This is a genomic window from Streptomyces sp. TS71-3 (genome assembly GCF_018327685.1).
GTDB lineage: Bacteria > Actinomycetota > Actinomycetes > Streptomycetales > Streptomycetaceae > Streptomyces.
The window spans coordinates 2,231,808-2,257,101 of sequence record NZ_BNEL01000003.1; the positions used below are offsets into that span (position 1 = coordinate 2,231,808).

Sequence of the window (25,294 nt, forward strand, 5' to 3'; positions counted from 1 at the left end):
TCGCCACCCGCCTCGGGGACGGTGACCGTCTCGACCACGCCCGCTCACCCCGCCGCCGGAGCGAAGAAGGTCAGAAGCCGGTCCCGGATCAGCGCCGCGGACTGCTCGGGAGGTCGCCTGTTGACGTTCACCCGCAGCACGTTCGAAGCCCGCCTGGATCAGTCGTTCGGTGGCTTGCCGGTAGGAGTGCGTCTCAGCGTGCGAACTGCCCGGCGAGAGCTGGAAGCGATTGTGCGGGCCGTGCTCCTGGAGCCGTTCCGAGATGACCTCGGGGTCGGCTTCCAGGATGACGGCGAGTCGGGCCGGTCAGCCTCGGCATTGAGCTCCCAGAGGAAGGCCGGGTCGATGCCGTCGAACCGCTGCATCACCAGACCTGACGGGATGTACCTGTCGCTCAGCACGACGCGGTCGGTCTCGGTGTCGGGCCGGACTTCGGCCTCAAGGTGGTGGTAGCGGTCGGCCGCGTACAAGCAGGCGAGGGCGTGACCGGTGGTCGTCTCGGTCAGTTCCCGGCACAGCGCGCCGATGGGGCCGGTGCTCGGCTCGGCCGTGACGTGGACCTCTTCGCCAGCAGCCACCAGGAGCTGCGCGAGGTGCTGGACGATCGTGGACTTCCCGGCGCCGCTCGGCCCATCGACGCTGACGAACAGGCCGCGCTGGTGGTCAGAGAAGGGCCTGAGACTCATCCTCGCCCCCTCCCGGCTTCTGGCCGATGGCCGCCAGTTCGATAGCGGTCATGGCTTCGGGGGTGAGGCTGATCTGTTCGGCCGCCAAGTTCTCGCGGAGACGTGCGCCGTTACTGGTTCCGGGAATTGGCACCATCGCCGGAGACCGGTGCAGCAGCCATGCCAGCGCGAGTTGTGCCGGTGTCACGCCGTACTCGGTGGCCAGCTCGTGAAGCACAGCGTGGGGTTCTGCGAGCCGACCCGTTGCCAGCGGGGCGTACGGCACGAAGGAGATGCCGGTCACCTCACAATGCCGGAGCACGTCTTCTGATGACCGGTTGGCGACGTTGTACTCCGGCCGTCCGCACGGTGCCCACTGGTTAGGACCTTGCCGTGTCAGGCCGCCCTTGGTGGTGATGACCAAGTCGTCCGGGTAGGGAAGCAACGCCTTGCGGATGTACTTCTCCGCAGTGAACGGACCGTAGGCGTCGGCGGTGTCGATGTGCGTCACGCCCGCGTCGACCGCATCGCGGAGCACCTGCATGGCCTGTTCCGGGTCGTCCGGTGCGGCCCAGTGGCCAGGGCCAGTGAGCTGCATCGAGCCGAAGCCGATGCGCCTGCCGTTAGAAGAGGGCATCTTCGTCGACCTCCTTGGGAGGTCGGCCACGCAGGTCTTCCAGGCTGGCGGCCTTGGTGGCGAGCAACACGAACAGCCGCGCGGCGACCAGTGCGTCGTATGTCGCCCGGTGCGGGTTGAGGTCTTCCGGCAGTCCCTCGGCCAGGCTGTACGCCTCGACCAACTTCCCGAGCCGGTAGCCGTCCAGCCCCGGCACCAACCGCCGCGCCAGCTTCAGGGTGTCGAAGACCTCGGGCGCCTCCCAGCCGGGGAGCTTGCGGCTCAGCACGCCGAGGTCGACGTGGGCGTTGTGCGCCACGAGGGCGTCAGCGTCCAGGGCGGCGAGCACGTTGCCGGTGATGGCCTCGAACGACGGGCAGTTGGCCACGTCCTTGTTGGTCAGGCCGTGGATGCGGGTGGCGAAGTGCTTGATAGGGGCGTCGGGCTTGACCAGCCAGCTCAGCGGCTCCCCGATGACCCCACCGGTGATCGGCACGGCGGCCAGCTCCACCAGGTCGGGTGGCTGCTGGCCGTCAGGTCGGGTGGCTGCTGGCCGTTGCCCTCGACGTCCACGACCACGAAGTTCAGGCTCGTCCAGTCAGTCATCTTGCTTCTCGCCCTTCCAGCCAGCCGCCACGGACGACGGGTAGGGCTCGACGTCCTTGTCGTCGATGCCGCTGTAGGTGAACAGCAGCGTGAGCTTGATGTGCTGGAGCTGGTTCAGGCGTTCGATGTCCTCGGGCTTCATCTGGTGCCTGGTGATGACGAGGACGTGGTTAGTCAGCCCCCGCTCGTCCAGGTCCTCCAGCACGGCCAGCGTGTGCGGCCGGACGACCGGGAGGAACGGGTCGGTGGCCCGGTTGAACACCTGCACCGGGGTCACGTGCGGCTGGAAGTACCGGTGAGTCACCGGCTCCTCAGCGGCCTGGGCGTCGGACATGAGCGCCCGCGGTACACGCTGGTCCCACAGGCCGTAGGTATGCCGGATGCAGTACGCGCAGTCCAGAGGGCACCCCTGGATGTGGTTCAGGCTGAGGCCGCTCTTGCGGTACTCCACGACTTCGCGGGCACGGTCGGGAAGCTTGTCGATCTGATCCCTGCTCAACAGGGCAACACGGATGGCCACTGGCTACTCCAAGTCCTCTGCGGACGGACGCCGTTCAGCGTCCCTACCGGCAGAGTAGGAAGGAAAAGCCGTGGTGAATAGAAAGTTTCTTGGTATTTCTCGAAACATCCCCAGGCGAGTGAATGCCTAGGAAGTCACTCGCCATCTTCCGAGGGTTCCGGGGCAAGATCGTCAATGACCCTGTTGATGATCGCCCGCGCGCTTCGGCCGTAACTGGCGACTCCGGCCAGGCTCTCGAAGATGCCGCCGTAGAGCGCAATCTCCTGCGGCTGGGCAAGGTTCAGCTCAGCCGAGAAGGTCTCGACCATCACGCGGTCGTTGTCCAGCAGCCAGAAGCCGTGTGAGGGAGCGACCACGTAGGCCGTCTCAAACCCGATGATGCCGAGCTTCACGTTCGGCAGAGCCGACAGGGACACGAGGCGATCAAGCTGCCCGAGCATGATCTCCGGTGGGCACAGCCGGTAGCGGAGGGCGGCCTCGGTCAGAACGAAGTGGAACCGCTTGTCGGCCCGGTACAGGATGTCTTGGCGCTGGACCCGCTCGGCCACTGCTTCGTCAATGTCGTTGCGCACCTTGAAGACCGTGATGCTCTGGGCGAAGCGGTAGCGGGCGTACTGGGCGGTCTGGAGCAGGCCAGGGATGAACGTGGACTCGAACGCCCGGAACAGCCGCGTCTTGGCGTTGATGTCCGCGACCTCTTGTTGGTGCGGCTTGAGCCCGACGCGCAGCTGGCGCTGCCACTCGGCGTGCTGCACCTCAAGCGTATGCAGAGAGGCGAGCAGCCCTTCCGTCTCGCCCTCGCTGTTGGTCCCCCGCGTCCAGTCGCGTATGTCGTCGTCGGTCGGCGTCTGCTTGCCGTTCTCCAGCTTCGACACCTTGGAGGGTGGCCACGACAACGACTTCGCGAGCGCGCGCCCGCTCAGTCCCGCAGCGGTGCGCAGCTCGCGGAGTCGCTTGCCAAGCGCATCACGAGCTTCATGAACGCTAGTGATGCCGGTCGTTCGCTTCGGTGGCAAAGTCGTCCCGTCGTATGGCGCGGTGCCAAGCCGCATCTCGCCAGTAGTTGTGCTTCACGATCTCCGCGGAGTCCTCGATCAGTTCGCCGCCCAGGAAGTCCTCATCGTCATCGAAGTGCATCCGCACCAGCTTGGACGAGTCGAACAACCAGTAGTCGTAGTCCGGCAGGCCGGAGGCGTCCTCACGCTTCACATACCTGATGTCCTCGCCGGCCTGGTTGGTGTGCTCCGAGCAGAAGATGCCGAAGCGGCTGTAGCCGGTGAGAGGCGTGCTCACGACTCGGACACGTGAGAACCGCCGGCCCGCCGCGGTTGCCTCCCGGATCATGCTCAACCAGTTCTGGAACCATCCCATGTCCACCGGCTCACCAGCTGCGAACTGGTCGAGCGCCCTGGCCTCGTTCGCGGACTTGTAGAGGTCGCGCGTCTCCAAGCGGAACGCGGTGTGCTCGAAGCTGCGAAAGAGCTGGCCGAACTCCGGACCGGGTTCGATCGTGCGGCTCAGCGCTGACCCTCCTGCTCCAGATAGCGGCGGGCATACATCTTGAGTACGTCCTCGGGGATCTCGATCAGGGTCTCGTGGTCGGGTACGTCCCCGACGTCCGCGAGCGCCTGGGGGTCGGTTACCTCCCAGCCCTGGGCGATGTACGTCACCCGGTCGGTGCGGTCAGTGGCGAACAGGGTGGGCGACTGTCCCTCCTGGGACTCCGGGTTTCCTTGCCGAGGAACTGTGCACGCATCGTTGCCTCCGTTGCGAGAAACTTGGCGAACCGTTCTCGCCCATCGTGGCCCACGGGCGGTTGCCCGTCAACGGCGCACCGAGCGAACCTCGCCTGCGGGTCCGCCCTCTTCACACACTGTCACAGTCACAACGAGTGTCCGAGACTCGTGACAGGGGTGGACAGGTCAGGAGGTCTCCCCCTTGTCCCCACGCGCCTCTCTCGGGGCACGCGCCAACCGCAAACCCGGCCTCCGAAAGTGAAAGGGGCGCGGGGAACTGCGCACAACCGGCTCACCCCAAGCCGCACGGAAACCGTCACCACATGACACTTTCCGCCACAGCAGTGCCCGGCCCCCCCGCCCCAGCGGAACCATGCGCGACACTGCCGTCCACACCGGTCCGGCGGGCGGGCCGAGCGCAGCGAAGGGGCACTCCATGCCGGATGTCGACGAGGGCCGGGCCACGACGAGTCAGACCGCGGCGGCGGCGCGCGCGAGCGCACCGTCGACCGGTGCCGTCGTGGAGACGGACGTCCTCATCGTCGGATCCGGCCCGGCCGGAGCGTCGGCCGCGCTGTTCCTGGCCACCCTCGGCGTCCCGAACATCCTGATCACCAAGTACCGGTGGACCGCGAACACGCCGCGCGCGCACATCACCAACCAGCGCACCATGGAGATCTTCCGGGACCTCGGCGTCGAGGACGAGGTGCTGGCCGACGCCACCGACCACGCGCTGATCGGCGACACCGTGTTCTGCTCCTCGATCGCCGGGGAGGAGATCGGGCGGATCCTCACCTGGGGCACCCACCCGGCGCGCGAGGCCGACCAGCGGCTCGCCTCGCCGTCGCTCACCTGCGACATACCGCAGAACTACCTCGAACCGATCCTGGTCAGGAACGCCACGGCCCGCGGCACCGAGACGCGGTTCTCGACCGAGTACCTCTCGCACACCCAGGACGCCGAGAAGGTCGACGTCGAGGTCCTCGACCGGCTCACCGGCCTGCGGTACACGATCCGCGCGAAGTACCTGATCGGCGCCGACGGGGCCCGGTCGAAGGTGGCCGAGGACATCGCGCTGCCCATGGAGGGCGCGATGGACATCGCCGGCTCCATGAACATCACCTTCAAGGCCGACATCAGCGAGTACGTGGGCCACCGGCCCTCCGTCCTGTACTGGGTGATCCAGCCGGGCTCCGACGTCGGCGGCATCGGCGCCGGACTGGTGCGCATGGTGCGCCCGTGGAACGAGTGGCTCGTCGTGTGGGGCTACGACATCAACGACGAGCCGCCGGTCGTCGACGAGGCGGCGGCCACCCGGATCGTCCGCAACCTGCTGGGCCTCCCGGACCTGGACGTCGAGATCACCGGCACCTCCCTGTGGGGCAACAACGAGATGTACGCGACGCGGCTGCACTCCGGCCGGGTCTTCTGCGCCGGGGACGCCGTGCACCGCCACCCGCCGTCCAACGGCCTCGGCTCCAACACCTCCGTGCAGGACTCGTACAACCTGGCGTGGAAGCTCGCGGCCGTGCTGGGCGGGCAGGCGGCGCCCTCGCTGCTGGAGACGTACACGGCCGAGCGCGCCCCCGTGGCGCGGCAGATCGTGCTGCGGGCCAACCAGTCCAGCCGGGAGTTCGTGCAGCTCTTCGACGCCCTCGGCGTGCACGGCGGGATGACCGAGGCCGAGATGGTCGAGCAGATGGAGGAGCGCAAGGCGAACACGCCCGCCGGGGCCAGGAAGCGGGCGGCGCTGCTTGAGGCCATGGAGCTCAAGAACTACGAGTTCAACGCGCACGGCGTCGAGCTCGGCCAGTTCTACACCTCCGAGGCCGTGGCGTCCGACGGCTCCGAGCGCCCCGCGCCCACCCGCGACCCCGAGCTGTACTACGAGCCCTCGACGGTCCCGGGCGGGCGGCTGCCGCACGCCTGGGTGGGGGACAGCGCCCGCAAGCTCTCCACGCACGACCTCGCGCCCTACGGCCGGTTCACGCTCCTGACCGGGATCGCGGGCGAGGCCTGGCAGGCGTCCGCCGCGAAGGTCGCCGCGGAGCTGGGCGTGGACCTCGCCGTGGTCGTGATCGGTCCCGGACGCGAGGTCACCGACCTGTACTACGACTGGGCCCGGTTGCGGGAGGTCGAGGAGGACGGTGCCCTGCTCGTCCGTCCCGACAAGCACATCGCGTGGCGCGTGGCAAGCATGCCGGAGGATCCCGCGGGGTCGCTCTCGGCGGCGATGTCGCGGATCCTGGGACGGGGAGGCACGCCATGAGGTCCATGCGCTTCGTTCACGAGTCCCACGCCCAACGGGTGCACTTCGCACCGGGATCCGCCGCCGACGCGCTGGCCGGTGAGATCGAACGGCTCGGTGCGCGCCGGGTCATGGTGATCGCCTCGCCCTCGGCCGGGGCGGTCGCCGACCGGATCACCGCCGGGCTCCCGGTGGCGCTGCGCCACGACGAGGTGGTCATGCACGTGCCCACCGAGGTGGCCGCCCGCGCCCGGAAGGCCGCGGCCAGGGCGGAGGCGGACGCCGTGGTCAGCGTCGGCGGCGGCTCCGCGACGGGGCTCGCCAAGGCCGTAGCGCTCACCACCGGCCTGCCGGTGGTGGCCGTTCCGACGACCTACGCGGGCTCCGAGGCGACCGCGGTCTGGGGCACCACGGAGGGTTCCCGCAAGACGACCGGCACCGACCCCCGGGTGCTGCCCGCGGCGGTCGTCTACGACGCCGGGCTCACCCTCTCGCTGCCGGTGGCGATGAGCGTGGCCTCCGGGCTGAACGCCGTCGCCCACTGCGTCGACTCGATGTGGAGCCCCGGCTCCGACCCGATCGACCGCGCGCTGGCCACGGAGGGCCTCGCCGCACTCGCCGGGGGGCTGCCGCTGGTCGCCGCGGAGCCCTCCGGCCTCAAGGGGCGCGAGCTGGTCCTCTACGGCGCCTACGTGGCCGCCGTGGCCTTCTCCTCGGCGGGCTCCGGACTGCACCACAAGATCTGCCACGTGCTGGGCGGCGCCTACCGCCTCCCGCACGCCCAGACCCACGCCGTGGTCCTGCCGCACGTCCTGGCCCTCAACGCGCCGTACGCGCCGGAGGCGGAGACGCGTCTGGCGCGTGCCTTCGAGTCCGGCAGCTCCCTGACCGGTCTCGCCGACCTGCGGCGCGCGGTGAGGGCCCCGAGATCCCTGCGCGACCTCGGCTTCGCCAGGGCGGACATCCCGGCCGCTGCCGAGCTCATCCTCCCCGTCGTACCGCCGGACAATCCGGCGCCGGTGACCCGTGCTGTGCTCGAACGCCTCCTGTCGGCGGCGTGGAACGGAGACGACCTCGCATGACCGCAGGTGACACGGTGCCCGCCCAGACCGCTGCCCGCCCGGGAGCCCCGGCATCAGGGGCCCCGGTGCCCGCCGAACAGGCGGCCCGCGAGCAGGAGCTGACCGACCGGGTGGCGGCCTCGTTCGCCGGCGCGCCGGACGCGCGGACCCGCGAGCTGATGCAGAGCCTCACCCGCCACCTGCACGCGTTCCTGCGCGAGGTGCGGCTCACGGAGGACGAATGGCGCAAGGCGGTGGAGTTCCTGACCGCGGTGGGGGACATCACCGACGAGCACCGGCAGGAGTTCATCCTGCTGTCGGACGTGCTCGGCGCGTCGATGCAGACGGTTGCGATCAACAACGAGGCCTACGGCGACGCCACGGAGGCCACGGTCTTCGGTCCCTTCTTCGTGGAGGGCTCGCCGCGGGTGGACATCGGGGGCGACATCGCGGCGGGCGCCACCGGCCGGCCGTGCTGGGTCGAGGGCACCGTCACCGACGCCGACGGCGCGCCGGTCCCGGGTGCCCGGATCGAGGTGTGGGAGGCGGACGGCGAGGGACTGTACGACGTCCAGTACGACGACGACCGGACCGCGGCGCGTGCGCACCTGTTCACCGACGACAAGGGGGGCTACGCGTTCTGGGCGGTGACCCCGACGCCGTACCCGATCCCGTACGACGGCCCGGTGGGCGCCCTGCTCACCGCGTCCGGGCGCTCCCCGCTGCGCGCCGCGCACCTGCACTTCATGGTGACGGCGGAGGGGCTGCGCACGCTGGTCACGCACATCTTCGTGCGCGGTGACGACCTGCTCGACAAGGACGCGGTGTTCGGGGTCAGGCCCTCCCTGGTCAAGGACTTCGAGGCGTGCTCGCCCGGCACGGAGACCCCCGACGGGCGCGACCCGGGCATGTCCGGCTGGTCGCGGGTGCGGTTCGACATCGTGCTGGCGCCGGCGGACGGCACGGCTCCGGCGGCGGAGGGCTGACACTCGGCGCACCACCGGTGGCACGGGGCCGGGGCCCGGCGCCGCCGGCGCGCCCGTCACCGCAGTTCGAGCACCCGCACCCCGAACGGGGCGAGCGTCACGTCCTCGGCCCGCTCGCCCGTGGCGAGGTCGTGCAGTGTCCCGCCCGTCGCGGGCCGGAGGGTGAGTTCCTCGGCCGACTGGCTGACCAGCCACACGAACCGCCGGCCGTCCTCGTGGACCAGCACGTCCGCGCCGACGTACGGGCTGTCGACCCTCACGCTCCGCCGGGCCCCGGCGACCTCGGCCAGCGCGGCGTACAGCCTGTGCGTGTCCTCGGGGTTGACGCGGGCGGTGCGCGCCGCCATGTGCTCCAGAGGGTAGGTGGCGAGCACGGTGCGGCCCCGCCCGGTGTCGTTGACCAGCAGCGCGGGCCGGCCGTGCGCGTCGACGGCGGCCACGCGGGCACCGCGCGGCACGACCGGCAGGTACGCGCGGCTGTCGGCGTTGCCCGCGACCGGGAAGCGCAGCACGTCCCCGGCGGACAGCGGGCCGAAGTCCGCGGTGAACGTCATCTCCAGGACGTCGTCCTCGATCGGCTCGGCGACTCCGTAGGAGAGCTGGAGTTCCACGCCGAACAGGCCGTCCAGGCCGTCGAACCACGGGCCGCGGGTGACCGGGTGCTCCCCGGAGCAGAACGAGAGGTAGACCGTGGCGCCCTCCTCGGCCCTCGCCGCCAGCTCGCGCCGGGTGCGCGCGGTGAGCTGGCGGGTGGCCGGCAGCAGGTAGAGGGCGGCCCGGCCGGGCAGGCCGTCGGCCTCGCGGGTGAGGGCCGTCGGCAGGTCGGCGGCGCGGGCGGCCACGTAGCCCTGGTGCAGGGACGTGAAGATCAGCGGCCGGTCGGCGGGCCTGCTGTAGGGGTAGCCGCGTTCCAGGAAGGCCGGGACGACCAGCGCCGCGTCCGCCTCGGCGCGGCGGCAGCGCGGGAAGTCGACGGCCCCGAGCACCTCGGCGAACGCGGCCATCTCGCGCAGCGGCGGCTTCGCGGCGCCGGTGCCGTCGGTGATGCCGAAGTGCATCTCGAACGGGTGGTGGTCGTACGGCGCGCGGTCCCACAGGTCGTCGTAGTCGGTGTTGTTCCACGCGATCCAGCCGGTGGCGCCGCCGAGCAGGGAGTTGTGCAGGGTCTGGCGGTAGTACACCGCCGCGTTCTCGTCCGAGACCGTGTCCGTGGACAGGCCGAACTCCTCCAGCACGACGGGCGCGCCGGTGACCGCCGCCAGCTCGCACTCGAAGGCGGCGCGCTGGTGCTGGCGGACGCGGTCGGTGTCGGAGCGGTAGACGTGCGGGCCGACGAAGTCGACGTACTCGGCCGTCTCGCGCAGGGAGAAGCCGTTGTCCCGGCCGGTGACCTCGATGCCCCACGCGCCGTCCCCGAGGGAGAGGGGCTGGGTGCCGCCGGCGGCGCGCACGGCGTCGCACATGATCCCCGCCCAGGCCGTCACGACATCGCTGGAGGGCGGGTCGACCTGGTAGACGCGGCCGTAGCCGGGCATCTCGTTGGAGATGAGCCAGCCGGTGACCGCGGGGTGGTCCTTGAAGCGGCGCGTCATCTGCGACACGAACCACGCCTGCCGCCCCACCATCCACACGTCCTCGTACAGGTCGCGGCCGCCGCGCCACGCCGGGTCCCAGTTCTCGCCCGACATGTGCCCGACGAGGAAGGTGGGCACCGTCGCCATGCCCGCCTCGGTGTGGGCGTCGAGGAAGTCGGCGAAGTGCCGGCAGAGCGCCTCGTCGACCCGGTGGGGCTCGGGGTGGAAGTCCGGCCAGTAGAAGAACGACCTGGTCATCGTCAGGCCGTGGGTGCGCAGGGCGGCCAGTTCTTCGCGCACCGTCGCCGGGTCGTAGTGGCGCCACATCAGCGGCCCGCCGGTGCGGGACCAGAAGTTGGCGCCGAGCCACGGGAGGACGGCGGGGTCGTGGGCGAGGTGGGCGCTGTGGCGTCGCATGGTCCTTCTCGGGTGTGCGGGTGCGGGTGCGGGTGCGGGTGCGGGTGGCGGTGTGGTGCGGCGCGGGGTGGGGTGGGGCGGGGGTGCGGTGGGGGTCGTGGTGGCGGTGTGGATCGCGGGGGCGTGCGTGTGTGGTGTCGGGTGCGCGGTGGTGAGTTGTGCGGTGGTGGGTGGGCGGTGATGGGCGTGCGGTAGTTGGTGCCCGCGGGTGTGCGTGCGGTGGTGGGTGCCCGCGGGTGTGCGTGCGGTACTGGATGCCCGCTGGCGTGCGTGCGCCGGGCGTGTGGTGTCAGTCGGGTGCCGGTCCGGTGGACTCGCGGGCCACCAGGCGCGGCCGGCCGTCGAGCGGCAGCTCCTCGACGTCCTCGCCGCAGCGGGCCAGCAGCAGCCGGGCGGCGGCCGCGCCGACCCGCTGCACCTGCTGGTCGACGGTGGTCAGCCGGGGGTGCAGCCAGTGGCCGAGCGGAAGGTTGTCGTAGCCGATCACCGACAGGTCGCCGGGCACGCGCAGCCCTGCGCGCTGGGCGGTGCCGATGCCGCAGACCGCCATGGAGTCGTTGGCGTAGACGATGGCGGTGGGCCGGTTCGGGGCGTCGAGCAGCGCCTCGGTCGCGGCGACGGCGGCGCGCTCGGTGAAGTCGGTGTGCAGCACGGCGAAGGGCCGCAGGCCGGCCGCGCGCAGTTCCGCCTCGAAGACGCCGTGCCGCATCCGGGTGTGCTGCAACTCCGCGGGCCCCGCCACGTAGCCGATGCGCCGGTGGCCGAGGCCGATCAGGTGCCGGACGGCCTCGGCGATCCCGGCGCCCTGGTGGCCGAGGCCGACGACCGGCACCGGGGCGGTGCGGTCGGGGGCGCCGAGCATCACGGCGGGCAGGCCGTGGCGGGCCAGCAGGGCGGGGCGGGTGTCGTCGGTGCGCGCGTCGGTCAGCACGGCGCCGTCCACCCGGCCCTCGGCGGCGAACCGCTCGTAGACCAGGTTCTCCTCCTGCACCCCGGCGACCAGGTGCAGCAGCAGGCCGTAGCCGCGGGGCGCGAGTTCGCCCTCAAGACCGGTGATCAGCTCGCTGAAGTGCGGGTCGGCACCGAGCACGTCCGCGGGGCGGCGCACGACGAGGGCGAGGGTGCGGGTGCGGGAGCTGCGCAGCGCGGCGGCCGGCGCGCTGGGCGACCAGCCGAGGCGCACGGCCGTGTCCAGGATCCGCTGCCGGGTCCCGGCGGACAGCCGGCCCTTCTGGTTGAACGCCTGCGACACGGCCGCCGTCGACACCCCGGCCGCGGTCGCCACCTCCTTGATGGTGGGCCGCCTGACGGGCCGCGCGGTCGGGACGCTCACATCGTCACCGCCCCGCTGACGAGGGACTGCTGCATCCGCTTCTGGAGCACGGTGTACACGACCCACACCGGCAGCAGGGTCAGCACGGTGCCGGCGGTGAGCACGCCGTAGTCGGTGCCAGTGATGGCCTTCAGGGTGGGCAGGGCCACCTGGACGGTGCGCTGGGCCGGGTCGGGGCCGATGATGACCAGCGAGTACAGGTACTCGTTCCAGAAGGTCAGGAAGTTCAGCAGCAGCACCGTCGCGATGCCGGGCAGGCACATCGGGGTGTAGACGTGCCGCAGCACGCCGAAGGTGGACGCGCCGTCCAGTCGGGCGGCCTCCTCCATCTCCCCGGGCACCGTGCGCATGAACTGCACCAGGATCACGATCGACAGCGGCAGCGCGGTCGCGGGCAGGAAGAGCACCATGAAGGTGCGGGTGTGGAACAGCCCGGTCGCCGCGGCCAGCAGGAACGTCGGGAAGAGCGCGGCGAAGGTGGGGATCAGGAAGCCCAGCGAGAAGACCCGCTCGATCACCACGGCCGCCCGCCCCGCCGACCGCGCCAGCGCGAACGCGGCGGGCAGCGCGAGCAGCAGCGTCAGCGCCAGCGAGAACACCGTCACCAGCGACGAGTTGACGACGGCGAGGCCCAGGTCAGCGCTGGTGAACGCGGTGCGGAAGTTGCCGAGGCCGAGGGACGACGGCAGCGCGAAGGGGTGGGCGAAGATCCGGTCGTTGGACTTGAACGCCGACGCGAGCAGGTAGTAGAGCGGCACGAGCAGCAGCGCCGCGTAGGTCCAGACGAGCACGTGTGCGGGCAGCCATCGTTTGCCGAGCTTCATGTCAGCCGCCTTGGGTCTAGTAGGTCTGGCGGAACAGCCGCCGGATGGCGAGCAGCCCGGCGAGTCCGACGAGGAAGAGGATGACGCCGACGGTCTGGCTGTAGCCGAGGTCGGCGGCGATGAAGGCCTTCTGGTACACGAGGAAGGACAGCGTCGTGGACGAGGTGCCGGGGCCGCCCTGGGTGAGCAGCAGCACGCGCTGCGCGGAGTCGAACAGCGTCCACAGGAACTGGAGCATCGTGACCACGCCCACGTAGTCGCGGATCACCGGGAAGTGGATGCGCCACATGGTCCGCCAGTGCCCGGCGCCGTCCAGGTGCGCGGCCTCGCCGAGCTCGCCGGGCACGGCGGCGAGCCGGGCGGCGAACAGCACGGCGGTGAACCCGACCCCGCTCCACACGTCGAGCGCGATCAGGCACGCCAGGGACGTCGTCGGAGAGGCGAGCCAGGCGTCGGTGAGCGAGCCGAGGCCCACGCCCTTCAGGGCGCCGTTGAGCAGCCCGTCGGGGGAGAGCGCGGCGTAGAACACCATCGCCTTGGCCGGTGTCGAGACGAGCCCGGGGATGAACAGCAGATAGCGGATGACGCGGTGGCCGGGCGGGCGCTGCGCCACGTAGTAGCCCAGCATGTAGGCGCACACGATCATCACCGGCAGCGTCACGGCGAGCTGGATGGCGGTGTTGCGCACCGCGTCCCAGAAGACCGGGTCGTCGAGGACGGTGCGGACGTTGCCGAGCCCGGCGAACGACACCGGCTGGAGCATGCCCGGCCAGTGCAGCGCCGCGATCACGAAGATGGCGACCAGCGGGCCCACCATGAAGACCAGGTACCAGAGCAGCGCGGGCACCGCGAGGATCGTGCCGCCCTGCCGGGGCGACTGGTGCCGCGCGGCGAAGGGCGGGTCGGCCGGGCGGACCACGGTCCCGCCCGGGGTCGGTGTGAGGGTCGTCATGGGGTGGCTCCCGTGGGATCGGGCCGAGGGGGCTGGGGGTGCGGGCGGGTGCGGGTGGGGTGGTCCGCGCGTGCCGGGGAGCGGTGCGCCCGGGGCGGTGTGCCGTTCATCCGGTGCGGTACGCCGCCTCCAGCGCGGCGCGCACCTTCGCGGCGCTGGTGCCGCGGGTGAAGGACGTGCTGGTGGCCGTGATGAGAGGTTGGTTGGCGGGGGCCGGCACATACACGTCGGCCAGCAGCACCTCGCTCACGTCGCCGCCCAGCCGCCGGGCGGCGGCGACGAGGGGGAAGTCCTTGCTGACGGTGTCCGTGTGCAGGGCCATGTCACGGCCGCTCTCGGTGATGAAGCGGGCGACGCTCTCCGGCCGGTACATGTAGCGCACGAACTTCTCGACGAGGTCGATCTTCTTCGTGCCGTTGGGGCTGATCCAGAAGCCGATCAGGGTGTACGTCCGCATGATGGTGGGCTTGGCGTGCACGCTGCCGCCGGCCAGCGGCCAGCCGCCCACGTCGGTGTGCCGTGCCACGCCGTCCGGCACCTTCGCGAGTGCCGACGACATCGCCGACTCCACCGCCGCGGCCTGGGTGTTGTACTGCGTGGTCATCGTGTCGGAGGTGAGGCCCTGCGCCTTGTCCGCGAACACCCCGGCGTCCCGCAGCGTCACGAAGTACTCGATGCCCTCCCGGACGCCGCGGCCGGAGAAGTCGCCGGTGGAGTAGACGTGCCGGGCCTCGTCCTTCGTCAGGAAGGTCTGGATGACCTGGGCGAGGAGCTTCTGGCCCGTCCAGTCGTTGCCGCCGACGGTCACGGGCTGGATCCCCTTGGCGCGCAGCTTGCGGGAGGCGGCGATCAGCTCGTCGCCGGTGGCGGGCAGCGCGTCGACGCCCGCCCGCTCCAGCAGCGCCCGGTTGTAGGCGACGGGCCAGTTGGCGGCGAAGTAGGGGAAGCCGCGCAGCCTGCCCTTGTCGTCGGTCCACTGGGCGAGCGCGTCGGGCAGCACGCGCTCGCGCAGCCCCCAGGCGTCCAGGTGGTGCGTGACGTCGATGGTGGCACCGACGTCCGTCCACGCCACCGTCTTGTCGTCGATGTTGACCATGACGACGTCGGCCTCCTTGCGGGCCAGCCGCGAGGTCTCGTAGACCTGCCCGAGGTCGTCGCCGTTGATGAGGTTCTTGACCTTGACCCCCGGGTTCTCCTTGCGGAACCCGTCGAGGAGGGAGAGGTAGGTGGGCGAGCCGGGGGCGGTGGTGCCGAGCTGGGTGTGCACGACGAGGGTGTCGGGATCGGAGTCCGCCGCGGCCAGGGAGGAACAACCGGACAGCGCCGGCAGGGCGGTGGCGGCGGCGAGGCCGGAACCGGCGGCGAGCAGGCCGCGCCGGGTCAGTGGTGAGCGCACAGCGGAGTGCCTCCAACCATGGCGGTTAACGCGTGGTTAATCGATGTACCTGGACGGGGTCCGAGGAATGTAGGAGGCGTTCGGCTTCTTTTCAACCCCTTGACGGCGGCCCGTTGGGCCCGGTCGGCGCCGGACGGGCCGAGGGTGGGTGCGCGGCCGACGGACCGGCGCCGGACCGTGGGCCCGGCGGCCCCGGAGTGTCCGCGCGGCGGGCTCCGTGGCGTCCGGCGGCGGGATGGGGCGGGACATCCCCCGAATTGGTCCAGACGAATATCTTGACGGCTTCCGCGGGGGCTCATTAAATCAAGCCTTGAAGGAAGTGCGTCACATGCTCTCCCCCCGGCTTTCACTTTTTCGTCATGCCCTGTCATGGGCATGACCCCTCACGAAAGTGATGTGATGCCCCATGCGTGATCCCTGGAGACGGCGGCTGGTCGTCTGGGCCACCGCCGTGCTGTGCCTCTCCGGCGCCCTGGTACCGGCGGCGTCCGCGGCCGGAGCAGCACCCGCGGCACCCCACACCGCCCGGGCAGCGGCCTCCCCGGCCCTGCAGGCCGCGTTCACCGAGGACTTCGACGGGTCGGCCGGCAGCGCCGTCAACGGCAGCCGCTGGACCCAGGAGACCGGCGACAACAGCGGCAACAACCACGAGCGGCAGTACTACACGGCCGGCAACGCCAACGCGGCGCTGGACGGCCAGGGACACCTGGTGATCACCGCGCGCCGTGAGAACCCCGGCAACTACAACTGCTGGTACGGCAGGTGCGAGTACACCTCGGCGCGGATGAACACCGCCGGCAAGATCAGCGCGCAGTACGGGCACATCGAGACCCGGATGAAGATCCCGCGGGGCCAGGGCATGTGGCCGGCCTTCTGGATGCTCGGCAACGGCGGGGGCGGCTGGCCCGCGCAGGGCGAGATCGACATCATGGAGAACATCGGCAAGGAGCCGGGCACCGTGCACGGCACGATCCACGGGCCCGGGTACTCCGGTTCCGGCGGCATCGGCGCCGGCTACAGCCTCCCGGGCGGCCAGGCGTTCGCCGACAACTTCCACACCTTCGCCATCGACTGGGCACCGAACTCCATCAAGTGGTCCGTCGACGGGAACGTCTACCAGACCCGCACCCCGGCCGACGTCGGCGGCAACCAGTGGGTGTTCAACAAGTCGTTCTTCATCATCCTGAACCTCGCGGTGGGCGGCGACTGGCCGGGCAACCCTGACGGCGGCACCTCCTTCCCGCAGCAGCTCGTCGTCGACTACGTGCACGTCTCCACCAGTGACGGCGGCAGCGGCGGTGGCGGCACGATCAAGGGCCTCGGCGGCAAGTGCGTGGACGTGGCGGGTGCCAGCGCCGCCAACGGCACCCCCGTGCAGCTCTACGACTGCAACGGAACGGCCGCCCAGCAGTGGTCCGTGAACGGTGACACCCTGCGCTCCCTCGGCAAGTGCCTCGACGTGGTCGGCAGCAGCACCGCCGACGGCGCCAAGGTCCAGCTGTGGGACTGCACGGGCGGCGGAAACCAGAGATGGACGGTGAACGCGTCCACCCACGACATCGTCAACCTCCAGGCCAACAAGTGCCTCGACGTCACCGACAACAACTCCGCCAACAGCACGCGGCTGCAGATCTGGACCTGCACCGGCGCCGCCAACCAGAAATGGACGATGTCATGAGACCACCGCGCCCCGGACTCGTCCGACGGCTCTTCAGGGCACCCGCGCGCCTGCTGCCGCTGCTCGTCGCCCCCGTGCTCGCCCTCGGCCTGATGCAGGCGCCCACGGCGTCCGCGGCCACCGGCACCATCACGGGCATCGGCGGCAAGTGCGTGGACGTGGCCGGCGCCAGTGCCGCCAACGGAACTCCGGTGCAGATCTACGACTGCAACGGCACCTCCGCCCAGCAGTGGTCGGTGAACAGCGACGGCACCATCCGCGCGCTCGGCAAGTGCCTCGACGTCGTCGACCGGAGCACGGCCAGCGGCGCCAAGGTGCAGCTGTGGGACTGCACGGGCGGCAGCAACCAGCAGTGGTCGGTGAGCTCCGCCCACGACATCGTCAACACCGCCGCCGACAAGTGCCTGGACGCCACCGGCAACACCTCGGCGAACAGCACACCGTTGCAGATCTGGACCTGTACCGGCGCCGCCAACCAGAAGTGGACCGCGCCCAGCGGTGGCGGCACCACCCCGGGCTCCGGCGCGATGGCCGTCGCCCCCTACCTCTACAACGGCTGGGGCAGCCCGCCCAGCCCGACCACCGTCATGAACGCCACCGGCGTCAAGTGGTTCACCCTCGCGTTCGTCCTCAGCAACGGCTACTGCAACCCGCAGTGGGACGGCAGCCGGCCGCTGACCGGGGGAGTGGACCAGCAGACCGTCAACGCCGTGCGCGGTGCGGGCGGCGACGTCATCCCGTCGTTCGGCGGCTGGAGCGGCAACAAGCTGGAGAGCTCCTGCTCCAGCGCCGGTGAGCTGGCCGCCGCCTACCAGAAGGTGATCAACGCCTACGGGCTGAAGGCCATCGACATCGACATCGAGGCCGACGCCTACAGCAACGGCACCGTGCAGCAGCGCACCGTGGACGCGCTCAAGACCATCAAGGCCAACAACCCCGGCATCAAGGTGTACATCACCTTCGGCACCGGCCAGAGCGGCCCCGACACCAGCCTCATCAACCGGGGCGCGGCCTCCGGCCTCACCGTCGACAGCTGGACCATCATGCCGTTCGACTTCGGCGGCGCCGGCCAGAACATGGGCACCCTCACCACCCGCGCGGCCGACGGCCTCAAGAACGCGCTGAAGTCGGCCTACGGCTACAGCGACGACGCGGCCTGGCGGCACAGCGGCATCTCGTCGATGAACGGCATCACCGACGACAGCGAGACCGTCACCGTGGCCGACTTCCGCACCATCCTCGGCTACGCCCAGAGCCACCACCTCGCGCGGCTGACCTTCTGGTCCGTCAACCGGGACCGGCCCTGCACCGGCGGGCCCGCCGACAGCTGCTCCGGCGTCAGCCAGGGCAACTGGGACTACACGAAGGTCTTCGCCCAGTACGCGGGCTGACCCCCGCTTTCCACCGCACCACCCGAAGGCCCCCGCTCCCGTCTCCTCCGCCGCACCGGCGGGCGGAGGCGGGAGCCGGGGGCCTCGCCGTGTCCCTCAGGAGTGCGGAGGCCGGACGCTGGGCAGCAAGAGGCCACCGCACCGCCACAGCGAGGTGAGCCCGATGGACAACCAGCTCTTCGACTACAGCCCGATCGTCGACCGCCCGCCGCTGCACTGGCCCGGTGGCGCCCGGATCGCGTTCTACGTCGCCGTCAACGTCGAGCACTTCAGGATCGACCGGCCGGCGACGAGCATCCACCAGGGCACCGCCGGCCTCACGCCCGACCCGCTGAACTACGGCTGGCGCGACTACGGCGCCCGGGTCGGCATCTGGCGACTGGCCGAGAGCCTCGACCGGCACGGCATCAGGGCGAGCGTGACCCTCAACTCGGACGTCGCCAAGCACTATCCGCAGATCATCCAGGCGGGCGTGGCGCGCGACTGGGCCTGGGTCGCGCACGGCAGGAACAACTCCGAGCTGCACAGCGGCATCGACGAAGCGGAGGAGCGCGCCCGCCTCGCCGAGATCGTCGACGCCATCGAGAAGGCCACCGGCCGACGGCCCCGGGGCTGGCTGGGGCCGGCGCTCACGGAGACGTTCCGCACCCCCGCCCTGCTGGCCGAGCTGGGTCTCGGCTACGTGCTGGACTGGGCCAACGACGACCAGCCGTACCCGCTGAACGTCCCCGGGATGCTGAGCGTGCCCTACGAGATCGAGGTGAACGACATCAGCCTCTTCGTCGGCAAGAGCCTGACCGGGCCGGAGTTCCTGCGCATCGTCAGGGACCAGTTCGACCAGCTCTACGCCGACGCGGCGGACAGCGGCCGGGTGATGTCGCTCCCCCTGCACCCCTTCGTCATCGGCCAGCCCTTCCGGCACCGGTACCTGGACGAGGCCCTTCAGTACGTCGTGAACCACCCCGGTGTGTGGGTGACGACCAGCGACGAGATCGCCGCCCACTACGCGGCGCAGCGGGCCGGCTCATGAGGGCTCACTTCCTGAGGAACGTCTTCCAGTCGGGCGCCTCGGCCGGGTCGAGGGTGCGCAGCCTGGCCAGTACCTCGGGGTCCTGGGCGTCCAGCCAGTCGCACAGCTCCCTGAAGGACACGCAGCGCACCTCCTTCCTGGTGCAGACGGACTTCACGACGTCCTCCACGGCCTGCATGTAGATCGTGCCGTTCCACGTCTCGAAGTGGTTGCCGACGAAGAGCGGGGCACGGCTGCCGTTGTACACCCGCTCGAAGCCGTTCAGGTAACCCTCGCGGGTCTCGCGCTCCCACGCGGGGTAGCGCGCCGGGTCGCCTTCGGTCTCGTCGCCCGACTGGTTGTAGAGGAAGTTGAAGTCCATCGACAGCACCTGGACGTCCTTGCCCGGGTAGGGCACGAGCTGCAACGGGAAGTCCCACACGCCGTCCTTCTTCGCCGGCCAGATCTGGAAGTCGCCCGGTGAGCTGGCGTCGTAGCGCCAGCCGAGCGACCTGGCCGCCGGCAGCAGGTTCTTCTGCCCCTCCAGGCACGGGGCCCGCCCGCCGGCCAGCTCCTCGCGGTAGTCGAAGGGCAGCGGTGGGATGTCCTTGAAGCCGGTGTTCGTCTTCCAGTTCTGAACGAACGAGTACGCCTGCGAGATCTCCTGCTTCCACTGCGCGGTGGTCCAGGTGCCGCCGCCGCCCGGGTCGGGGTCGCAGAAGTGGCCGTTGAAGTGCGTGCCGATCTCGTCCCCGTCCTGCCACGCCTCGCGCAGCTGCTCCAGGGTCCACCTGATGTGCTGGTCGGTGGGGAAGTCGATGGCGGCGGAGCCGGGCGCGTGCTCGGGCGGGTGGTAGAGGGTCCGGTGCGCCTTCGGCAGCAGGTAGATCCCGCTGAGGAAGAACGTCATATGGGCGTCGTTCTCCTCGGCGACCTTGCGGAACCGGGAGAAGAAGTGGTCGTCGTTCTCCAGCGCCCCGTCCCAGGAGAACACCACGAACTGCGGGGGCCTCTCGCCGGGTTTCAGCCTCTCGGGCTTCAACTGGCCGGGCTGCGGGCCGGTGTACGAGGTGGAGCCGTCGCCGATCACCCTCACCTTCCCGTCCCACGGCGGGGTCTGGCGGGCCGCCGGGGTGGGCGGCACCGGTTTCCGCGTCGCCTTCGCCGTCTCTCCGGCTCCGGCCGCGGCGTTCCCCTTCGCGGTGTCCTTCGCCGTGGTGTCGCCGGCCGTCGACGGGCTCTGGCAGCCGCCCACCAGCAGCCCGGCCAGTCCCGTGGCCGCCACCCCGCAGACGGCGGCGGCGCGGGCCCGGCGGCGTGCCCCAGGCCCTCCGCGGGCGATGTGCGCGCGCCGGCCGCGCGTGGTCCCGGCGTCGGCCTGGGCGGGGGATGTGCGTGTGCGTGTAGAGGGCATGGCGGTCTCCTGATTCGGTGAGGTCGGGTGCGGCACCACGGGCCGGTGCCGGCCGCCGGTCCGGTGGCACCGGTGCGCGGCCCGGCTCACCCTCCGGCTCCCCGGTGATGGCACCTGGCTCAAACGGTCACGGATCCGTCACGGATGCGCCGGTCCCGTGGGGGCATCCGTGCCCCTCGTGCGGCCGCCCCGTGCGGCACCGGCGGGCTCCGCCGCGTCAAGGCACGCGGTGCGACTGTTACCGATCCGTCGAGAACCCATCGCACGGGTATCCAACGTGCTCCGTAACCTCCCGCGTCGGTACGGGGAGCGGCGAGCGCTCCTCGGGCGACCCGGCGGGGGGAACGCATGGACATACCGCGGCTTCTGCGGGGCGCGCGTGCGTGGCGGCGCGTGCTCCCGGCGTCGGGGCGGCGCCGGGCACTCGGGCTGCCCGGGCGGCACCGCTCGCTCACCCGGCGCTCCTGGCGCCGCGCGCTGCGTGCGTTACGCCCGAGCTACCCGCGGCCCGGCCGGCGCGGATGGCGGCGGTGGGTGCCGTCGCTCCGGCAGGCCCTGCTGGCCTGCGCCTGGGCCGTGCTCGCCCTGGCCGCCGCGACGGTGACCGCCTACGAACGGACCGGCATCCCCGCCGACCTGAACGCCTTCGCCACCCAGCAGGACAACGTCTACTACTGGGCCGACGGCACCGAGATGGCCCGCGTCGGGCCCGTGGACCGCCAGGAGATGCCGCTGGAGAGGATCCCCGCCGACGTCCAGTGGGCGGTGCTGTCGGCCGAGAACGCGTCCTTCTACACCGACCACGGCGTCTCACCGTCGGGCATCCTGCGGGCCGTGAAGGCGATGGCCACCGGCGGCGACACGCAGGGCGGCTCCACCATCACCCAGCAGTACGCCAAGAACGTCTACCTCAACCAGCGGCAGACCCTCTCCCGGAAGATCACCGAGATGGTCATCTCGATCAAGCTGGACGGGCGGCTGAGCAAGCGGCAGATCCTGGCGGGCTACCTGAACACGAGCTGGTTCGGCCGGGGCGCCTACGGGGTACAGCGCGCCGCCAAGGCCTACTACGGCAAGGACGTCTCCCAGCTCGACGCCGGCGAGGCGGCCTTCCTCGCCACCGTGCTCAAGGGCGCCGGCCTCTACGACCCCGCCCTCGGCGCCGCCAACCACAAGCGGGCGGTGGACCGCTGGAACTGGGTGCTGGACCGGATGGTCGAGACCGGCCGGCTCACCGCGGCCGAGCGCGCCACGTACACCACCTTCCCGGAACCGCTGCCGCCACCGCGCCCCAAGGGCCTCAGCGGCCAGACCGGTTACCTGGTGGACACCGCGCGCACCTACACCGCGGCCCACAGCGGCCTCTCCGACGCGCAGCTCGACCTCGGCGGCTACCAGATCTACACGACCTTCGAGAAGCCGCGGGTCGACGCGCTGGCCGCCGCGGTGCGCGAACAGCGGAAATCGCTGCGCCCGGAGTCGCGCGAGGCCGACGGGAACGTGCGCACCGGAGCCGCCTCCGTCGCCGCCGACGGGCGCATACTCGCCCTCTACGGCGGCCCCGACTACGTCACCCAGGGCTTCGACGACGCCAACATCTCCATCGTGCCCGCCGGCACCCTCTACGGCCCCTTCGTCTACGCGGCCGGACTCCGCGACGGACTGCTGCTCGAACGGGGCGCGCCCCGCACCCCCCTGACCCCCGCGAGGACGTACGACGGCGACAACAAGGCACCCGTGCGCACGCCGGAGGGCCCCTACTGGGACCGGAACGGAAAGATCGTCAAAACCGTGAACGGCGGCAACCGCTCCTACGGCCGCATCAGCATCTCCCGGGCCGTCGCCCAGTCCGTCAACGCGCCCGTCGTCCAGCTGGGCATGGACGTCGGCCTCAACCGCGTGCGCCAGGCATCCATCGACGCCGGCCTGCTCCCCGGCAGCTTCGGCGAGCAGGTGCCCGCCTTCTTCCTCGGCACCGCCACCCCCAGCCCGATCCGCATGGCGAGCGCCTACGGCACGTTCCTCGCGTCCGGCACGCACACCGAGCCGTACTCAGTCGTGCGCATCACCCACCACGGCTCCGCCGCCCCGGTCCACCGGCCCGCCCCCACCCACCCGTTCAGCCCGGCGGTCGCCCACGAGGTCGAGGCCGCGGTGCACGGCGGCAGCGGCGAGGGCACCGGGGCGCAGGGCACCGCCGGTGCCGGGACGCCCGGGGGCGCGACCACCGGCGCGGAGCGCGCCGGGCGGGCACCGTCCATGGCACGCACGGGCACGAGCACCGACGGCAGGGCGGGCTGGTGCATCGGCGACGACGGGAAGGCGGTGACCGCCGTCGCCGCCTTCCGGATCGACCCGAGGACCCAGCAACTCCAGTCGCTCGAAGGCCTTGCGGGGCACTCGGGCATGACGGCGGCCCGCACCTTCCCGAGCGCCGTCCTCGCCGGCTACACCCAGGAGATGACCAACTGACCATGCCCATGTCCATGCCAGCCGATCCGGCCCCCCGGCTCACGCATACTGACCGCATGTCGCGCGTCCTGCTCGTCGAAGACGATCCCGCCGTCCGCAGGGGCGTCCAGCTCGCCCTGCGGCACCACAGGCACGACGTGTGCGCCGCGGCCACCGGCGAGGAGGGGCTGAGGCTGCTCGCGTCGTTCCGCCCCGACGTCGTCGTGCTCGACCTGATGCTGCCCGGCATCGGAGGTCTTGACGTCTGCCGGCGCATCAGGGAGCAGGACCAGGTCCCCATCATCATGGTGACCGCGAGGGGCGACGACATCGACGTGGTGGTCGGCCTGGAGGCGGGCGCCGACGACTACGTGGTCAAGCCCGTCAGGGCCCGCGTCCTGGAGGCCCGGATACGCGCGGTGCTGCGCAGGATCAGCGCACCGCCCCCGGGCACCGGGCGTCCCCGCGCCGAGGAGCACGGCGAGCTGACCATAGACCGGTCGGGACTCGTGGTCACGCTCCGCGGCGCGCCGGTCGCCCTCGCCCCCTCCGAGCTGCGCCTGCTGCTGACGCTCTCGGCCTCCCCGGGACAGGTGCTCAGCCGCCAGCAACTCCTGGAGGCCGTCTGGGAGCACGGCTACCACGGCGACGTACGCCTGGTGGACGCCTGCGTGAAGAGGCTGCGGGGCAAGCTCGGCGAGCTGAGCGGCGACCCCCGGTACATCGAGACCGTGCGGGGCTTCGGCTACCGGTTCTGCTCGCGGTGAGGGCCGCCGTGGCGAGGTTTCCCCCGGCCGTCGGCGGGTTGCGCTTCCGGCTCGTGGTGGCCTTCGCGCTGGTCGCCGTCGTGAGCGCCCTGACCACCGGCGCCCTGGCCTTCCGGGAGGCCCGCACCAGCGTCCTCCAGCAGAGCCAGGACGCCGTGATCAAGCAGTTCCGCGACAGCGTCGACGCGCTGGCCCCCCAGATCCCCGCACGGCCGGACCAGCAGAGGCTCCAGAGCCTGGTCACCGAGGTGGCGCGGGCCCACCAGTCGCAGGGCTGGCAGGTGCTCGCCAGCTACGGCGACCTGCGCGCCGGCTCCTCCGGACCGGGGCCCTTCCGCCTGCTCACCGCCGACCTGCGGCAGTCCGTGCGGACCCGGCCGAACGCCGTGTTCCAGCGCGTGAGCGTCTACGGCAGGTCGAGGCTCGTCGTCGGCCTGCCGGTCGTCTACGACACCGGCCAGGCCCTGCCGAGCGCGCTCTCCGGAGTGGTGCTGTACCTGATCGTGCCGCAGAGCGCCGAGCAGGCCTACGTCGGCGCGATCGTCGCGGCCATCGAGCACGCCGCCCTGTGGGCGCTCGCCCCGGCCGTGCTCCTGGCGCTGCTCGCCGCCCGCGGCGTCCTGCGGCCGGTGCGCGCGCTGCGCCGCGCCACCCGCCGGATGGCCGAGGGCGACCTCGGCGTCCGGCTCGCCGTGCGGGGCTCCGACGAGCTCGCCGACCTGTCGCGGTCCTTCAACGAGACCGCCGCGGCCCTGGAGCGCTCCGTGACGGAACTGCGCCGCCTGGAGGCCCAGGCGCGCCGCTTCGTCGCCGACGTCTCCCACGAGCTGCGCACCCCGCTGGCCGCGATGTCGGCCGTCACCGACGTGCTCGACGACGAGCTGCCCGGCCTGGACCGCGAGACGGCCGACGCGGTGGGCCTGGTCAGCGAGGAGACCGGCAGGCTCATCAGGCTGGTGGACGACCTCATGGAGATATCCCGCTTCGACGCGGGGGCCGTCCGCCTCAACCTCGACGAGATCGACCTCGCCGAGTCCGTCCGGCGCACCCTCGCCTCCCGTGGCTGGCTCGACCGGGTCGACGCCCGGCTGCCCGAACCCGGAGCGCTCCGTGCCCAGGTGGACCCGCGCCGCCTCGACGTCGTCGTGGCGAACCTGGTCGGCAACGCGCTGCGGCACGGCGAGCCGCCGGTGGTGGTCCGGCTGACCGTGCCGGACGGGCAGAAGGAAGGAGCATGGGTGCTGATCGAGGTGGCCGACCACGGCCGCGGCATCCCGCAGGCGGCGCTGCCGCACATCTTCGAGCGCTTCTACAAGGCGGACAGCACCCGGACCCGCAGCGAGAGCAGCGGCCTCGGCCTCGCCATCACGGCCGAGAACGTGCGCCTGCACGGCGGTCGGCTGCGTGTCGAGAACGGGGCCGGTGCGCTCGCCGCGGGCGGGGCGGGGACGGATGCGCGGGAGGCCGCCATCAGGGGCGCCGTCTTCACCGTCGAGCTGCCGCTGCGCAGGCAGTCCCCGGCCCGTGCCGCCGGGGATCCGGCGGGGCTTGCCGGGAAGCCGCCCGCGCGCTGCCCGGCGGACGCCGCCGGAGAACGGCCGGGCCGCTCATGAGGCGCCCCAGCGTGCCGGCCCGAGCGCGGGCGGGGGC

The 25,294-nt window shown here is 71.5% G+C and carries 23 protein-coding genes; 9 read left to right on the forward strand and 14 right to left on the reverse strand.

The genetic code is table 11. The features are described 5' to 3' along the window. Window positions 1–158: 158 nt before the first annotated feature. The 8 genes from tmk to Sm713_RS33650 all read right to left on the reverse strand — a co-directional run bounded on the left by tmk (window position 159) and on the right by Sm713_RS33650 (window position 4,077). Window positions 159–686 (reverse strand): dTMP kinase, encoded by a 528-nt coding sequence (gene tmk / locus Sm713_RS33615; RefSeq protein ID WP_212913729.1) that lies wholly within the window; start codon window positions 684–686, stop codon window positions 159–161. Further along, window positions 664–1,302, reverse strand: a complete 639-nt coding sequence (locus tag Sm713_RS33620) for an aldo/keto reductase (protein WP_212913730.1) — start codon at window positions 1,300–1,302, stop codon at window positions 664–666. The genes tmk and Sm713_RS33620 overlap by 23 nt, the downstream gene beginning before the upstream one ends. Continuing rightward, on the reverse strand, window positions 1,289–1,777 hold the full coding sequence (locus tag Sm713_RS33625) for a 3'-5' exonuclease (RefSeq protein WP_212913731.1): 489 nt from the start codon (window positions 1,775–1,777) through the stop codon (window positions 1,289–1,291). Before Sm713_RS33625 ends, Sm713_RS33620 begins: the two co-directional genes overlap by 14 nt. After that, entirely contained in the window at window positions 1,741–1,887 is a 147-nt protein-coding gene (locus Sm713_RS33630; RefSeq protein ID WP_212913732.1) for a hypothetical protein, read from the reverse strand. The genes Sm713_RS33625 and Sm713_RS33630 overlap by 37 nt, the downstream gene beginning before the upstream one ends. Continuing rightward, complete coding sequence (locus Sm713_RS33635; protein WP_212913733.1) at window positions 1,880–2,407, reverse strand: hypothetical protein; 528 nt, start codon at window positions 2,405–2,407, stop codon at window positions 1,880–1,882. The genes Sm713_RS33630 and Sm713_RS33635 overlap by 8 nt, the downstream gene beginning before the upstream one ends. A gap of 134 nt (window positions 2,408–2,541) precedes the next feature. Continuing rightward, window positions 2,542–3,459, reverse strand: a complete 918-nt coding sequence (locus Sm713_RS33640) for a helix-turn-helix transcriptional regulator (RefSeq protein WP_212913734.1) — start codon at window positions 3,457–3,459, stop codon at window positions 2,542–2,544. Continuing rightward, a complete protein-coding gene (locus Sm713_RS41855; RefSeq protein WP_374196137.1) occupies window positions 3,392–3,928 on the reverse strand; it encodes a DUF6879 family protein in 537 nt (178 codons plus the stop codon). The genes Sm713_RS33640 and Sm713_RS41855 overlap by 68 nt, the downstream gene beginning before the upstream one ends. Then, complete coding sequence (locus tag Sm713_RS33650; protein WP_212913735.1) at window positions 3,925–4,077, reverse strand: hypothetical protein; 153 nt, start codon at window positions 4,075–4,077, stop codon at window positions 3,925–3,927. Before Sm713_RS33650 ends, Sm713_RS41855 begins: the two co-directional genes overlap by 4 nt. 502 nt (window positions 4,078–4,579) lie before the next feature. Between Sm713_RS33650 and Sm713_RS33655 the strand changes: the two genes are divergently transcribed. Genes Sm713_RS33655 through Sm713_RS33665 form a run of 3 tightly spaced genes read left to right on the forward strand, consistent with a single transcriptional unit; the run spans window position 4,580 to window position 8,438 of the window. Then, window positions 4,580–6,412 (forward strand): FAD-dependent monooxygenase, encoded by a 1,833-nt coding sequence (locus Sm713_RS33655; protein WP_212913736.1) that lies wholly within the window; start codon window positions 4,580–4,582, stop codon window positions 6,410–6,412. Window positions 6,413–6,417: 5 nt separating this feature from the next. Further along, window positions 6,418–7,473: a maleylacetate reductase gene (locus Sm713_RS33660; RefSeq protein WP_212915028.1), complete on the forward strand. Its 1,056-nt coding sequence runs from the start codon at window positions 6,418–6,420 to the stop codon at window positions 7,471–7,473. Beyond that, on the forward strand, window positions 7,470–8,438 hold the full coding sequence (locus Sm713_RS33665; RefSeq protein WP_212913737.1) for a dioxygenase: 969 nt from the start codon (window positions 7,470–7,472) through the stop codon (window positions 8,436–8,438). The genes Sm713_RS33660 and Sm713_RS33665 overlap by 4 nt, the downstream gene beginning before the upstream one ends. 56 nt (window positions 8,439–8,494) lie before the next feature. Here the strand turns inward: Sm713_RS33665 and Sm713_RS33670 are convergent, their stop codons facing one another. The 5 genes from Sm713_RS33670 to Sm713_RS33690 form a co-directional block, all read right to left on the reverse strand. Further along, window positions 8,495–10,429, reverse strand: a complete 1,935-nt coding sequence (locus tag Sm713_RS33670) for a cellulase family glycosylhydrolase (RefSeq protein ID WP_212913738.1) — start codon at window positions 10,427–10,429, stop codon at window positions 8,495–8,497. A 289-nt stretch (window positions 10,430–10,718) separates the two neighbouring features. Further along, the gene (locus Sm713_RS33675) at window positions 10,719–11,762 is read right to left on the reverse strand and encodes a LacI family DNA-binding transcriptional regulator (RefSeq protein ID WP_212913739.1); all 1,044 of its coding nucleotides are present in this window, start codon (window positions 11,760–11,762) and stop codon (window positions 10,719–10,721) included. Next, window positions 11,759–12,586, reverse strand: a complete 828-nt coding sequence (locus tag Sm713_RS33680; RefSeq protein WP_212913740.1) for a carbohydrate ABC transporter permease — start codon at window positions 12,584–12,586, stop codon at window positions 11,759–11,761. The genes Sm713_RS33675 and Sm713_RS33680 overlap by 4 nt, the downstream gene beginning before the upstream one ends. A 16-nt stretch (window positions 12,587–12,602) precedes the next feature. Further along, the gene (locus tag Sm713_RS33685; protein ID WP_212913741.1) at window positions 12,603–13,538 is read right to left on the reverse strand and encodes a carbohydrate ABC transporter permease; all 936 of its coding nucleotides are present in this window, start codon (window positions 13,536–13,538) and stop codon (window positions 12,603–12,605) included. A 106-nt stretch (window positions 13,539–13,644) separates the two neighbouring features. Further along, a complete protein-coding gene (locus Sm713_RS33690) occupies window positions 13,645–14,934 on the reverse strand; it encodes an ABC transporter substrate-binding protein (RefSeq protein WP_212913742.1) in 1,290 nt (429 codons plus the stop codon). Window positions 14,935–15,340: 406 nt separating this feature from the next. Here Sm713_RS33690 and Sm713_RS33695 point away from each other — a divergent pair, with 406 nt between their 5' ends. The 3 genes from Sm713_RS33695 (at window position 15,341) to Sm713_RS33705 (ending at window position 19,033) form a co-directional block, all read left to right on the forward strand. Then, complete coding sequence (locus tag Sm713_RS33695) at window positions 15,341–16,612, forward strand: ricin-type beta-trefoil lectin domain protein (RefSeq protein WP_212913743.1); 1,272 nt, start codon at window positions 15,341–15,343, stop codon at window positions 16,610–16,612. Window positions 16,613–16,704: 92 nt separating this feature from the next. After that, window positions 16,705–18,003, forward strand: a complete 1,299-nt coding sequence (locus Sm713_RS33700; RefSeq protein WP_249417097.1) for a chitinase — start codon at window positions 16,705–16,707, stop codon at window positions 18,001–18,003. 163 nt (window positions 18,004–18,166) lie between these two features. Then, complete coding sequence (locus Sm713_RS33705; protein ID WP_212913745.1) at window positions 18,167–19,033, forward strand: polysaccharide deacetylase family protein; 867 nt, start codon at window positions 18,167–18,169, stop codon at window positions 19,031–19,033. A 4-nt stretch (window positions 19,034–19,037) separates the two neighbouring features. On the opposite strand, the gene Sm713_RS33710 is transcribed toward Sm713_RS33705, so the two are convergent. After that, a complete protein-coding gene (locus tag Sm713_RS33710) occupies window positions 19,038–20,426 on the reverse strand; it encodes a hypothetical protein (protein ID WP_249416872.1) in 1,389 nt (462 codons plus the stop codon). Between the two features lie 348 nt (window positions 20,427–20,774). Between Sm713_RS33710 and Sm713_RS33715 the strand changes: the two genes are divergently transcribed. Genes Sm713_RS33715 through Sm713_RS33725 form a run of 3 tightly spaced genes read left to right on the forward strand, consistent with a single transcriptional unit; the run spans window position 20,775 to window position 25,257 of the window. Then, window positions 20,775–22,898: a transglycosylase domain-containing protein gene (locus Sm713_RS33715; protein WP_212913746.1), complete on the forward strand. Its 2,124-nt coding sequence runs from the start codon at window positions 20,775–20,777 to the stop codon at window positions 22,896–22,898. Between the two features lie 56 nt (window positions 22,899–22,954). After that, entirely contained in the window at window positions 22,955–23,644 is a 690-nt protein-coding gene (locus Sm713_RS33720; protein ID WP_212913747.1) for a response regulator transcription factor, read from the forward strand. An 8-nt stretch (window positions 23,645–23,652) separates the two neighbouring features. Beyond that, on the forward strand, window positions 23,653–25,257 hold the full coding sequence (locus Sm713_RS33725) for a cell wall metabolism sensor histidine kinase WalK (RefSeq protein ID WP_308293207.1): 1,605 nt from the start codon (window positions 23,653–23,655) through the stop codon (window positions 25,255–25,257). Window positions 25,258–25,294 lie beyond the last annotated feature (37 nt).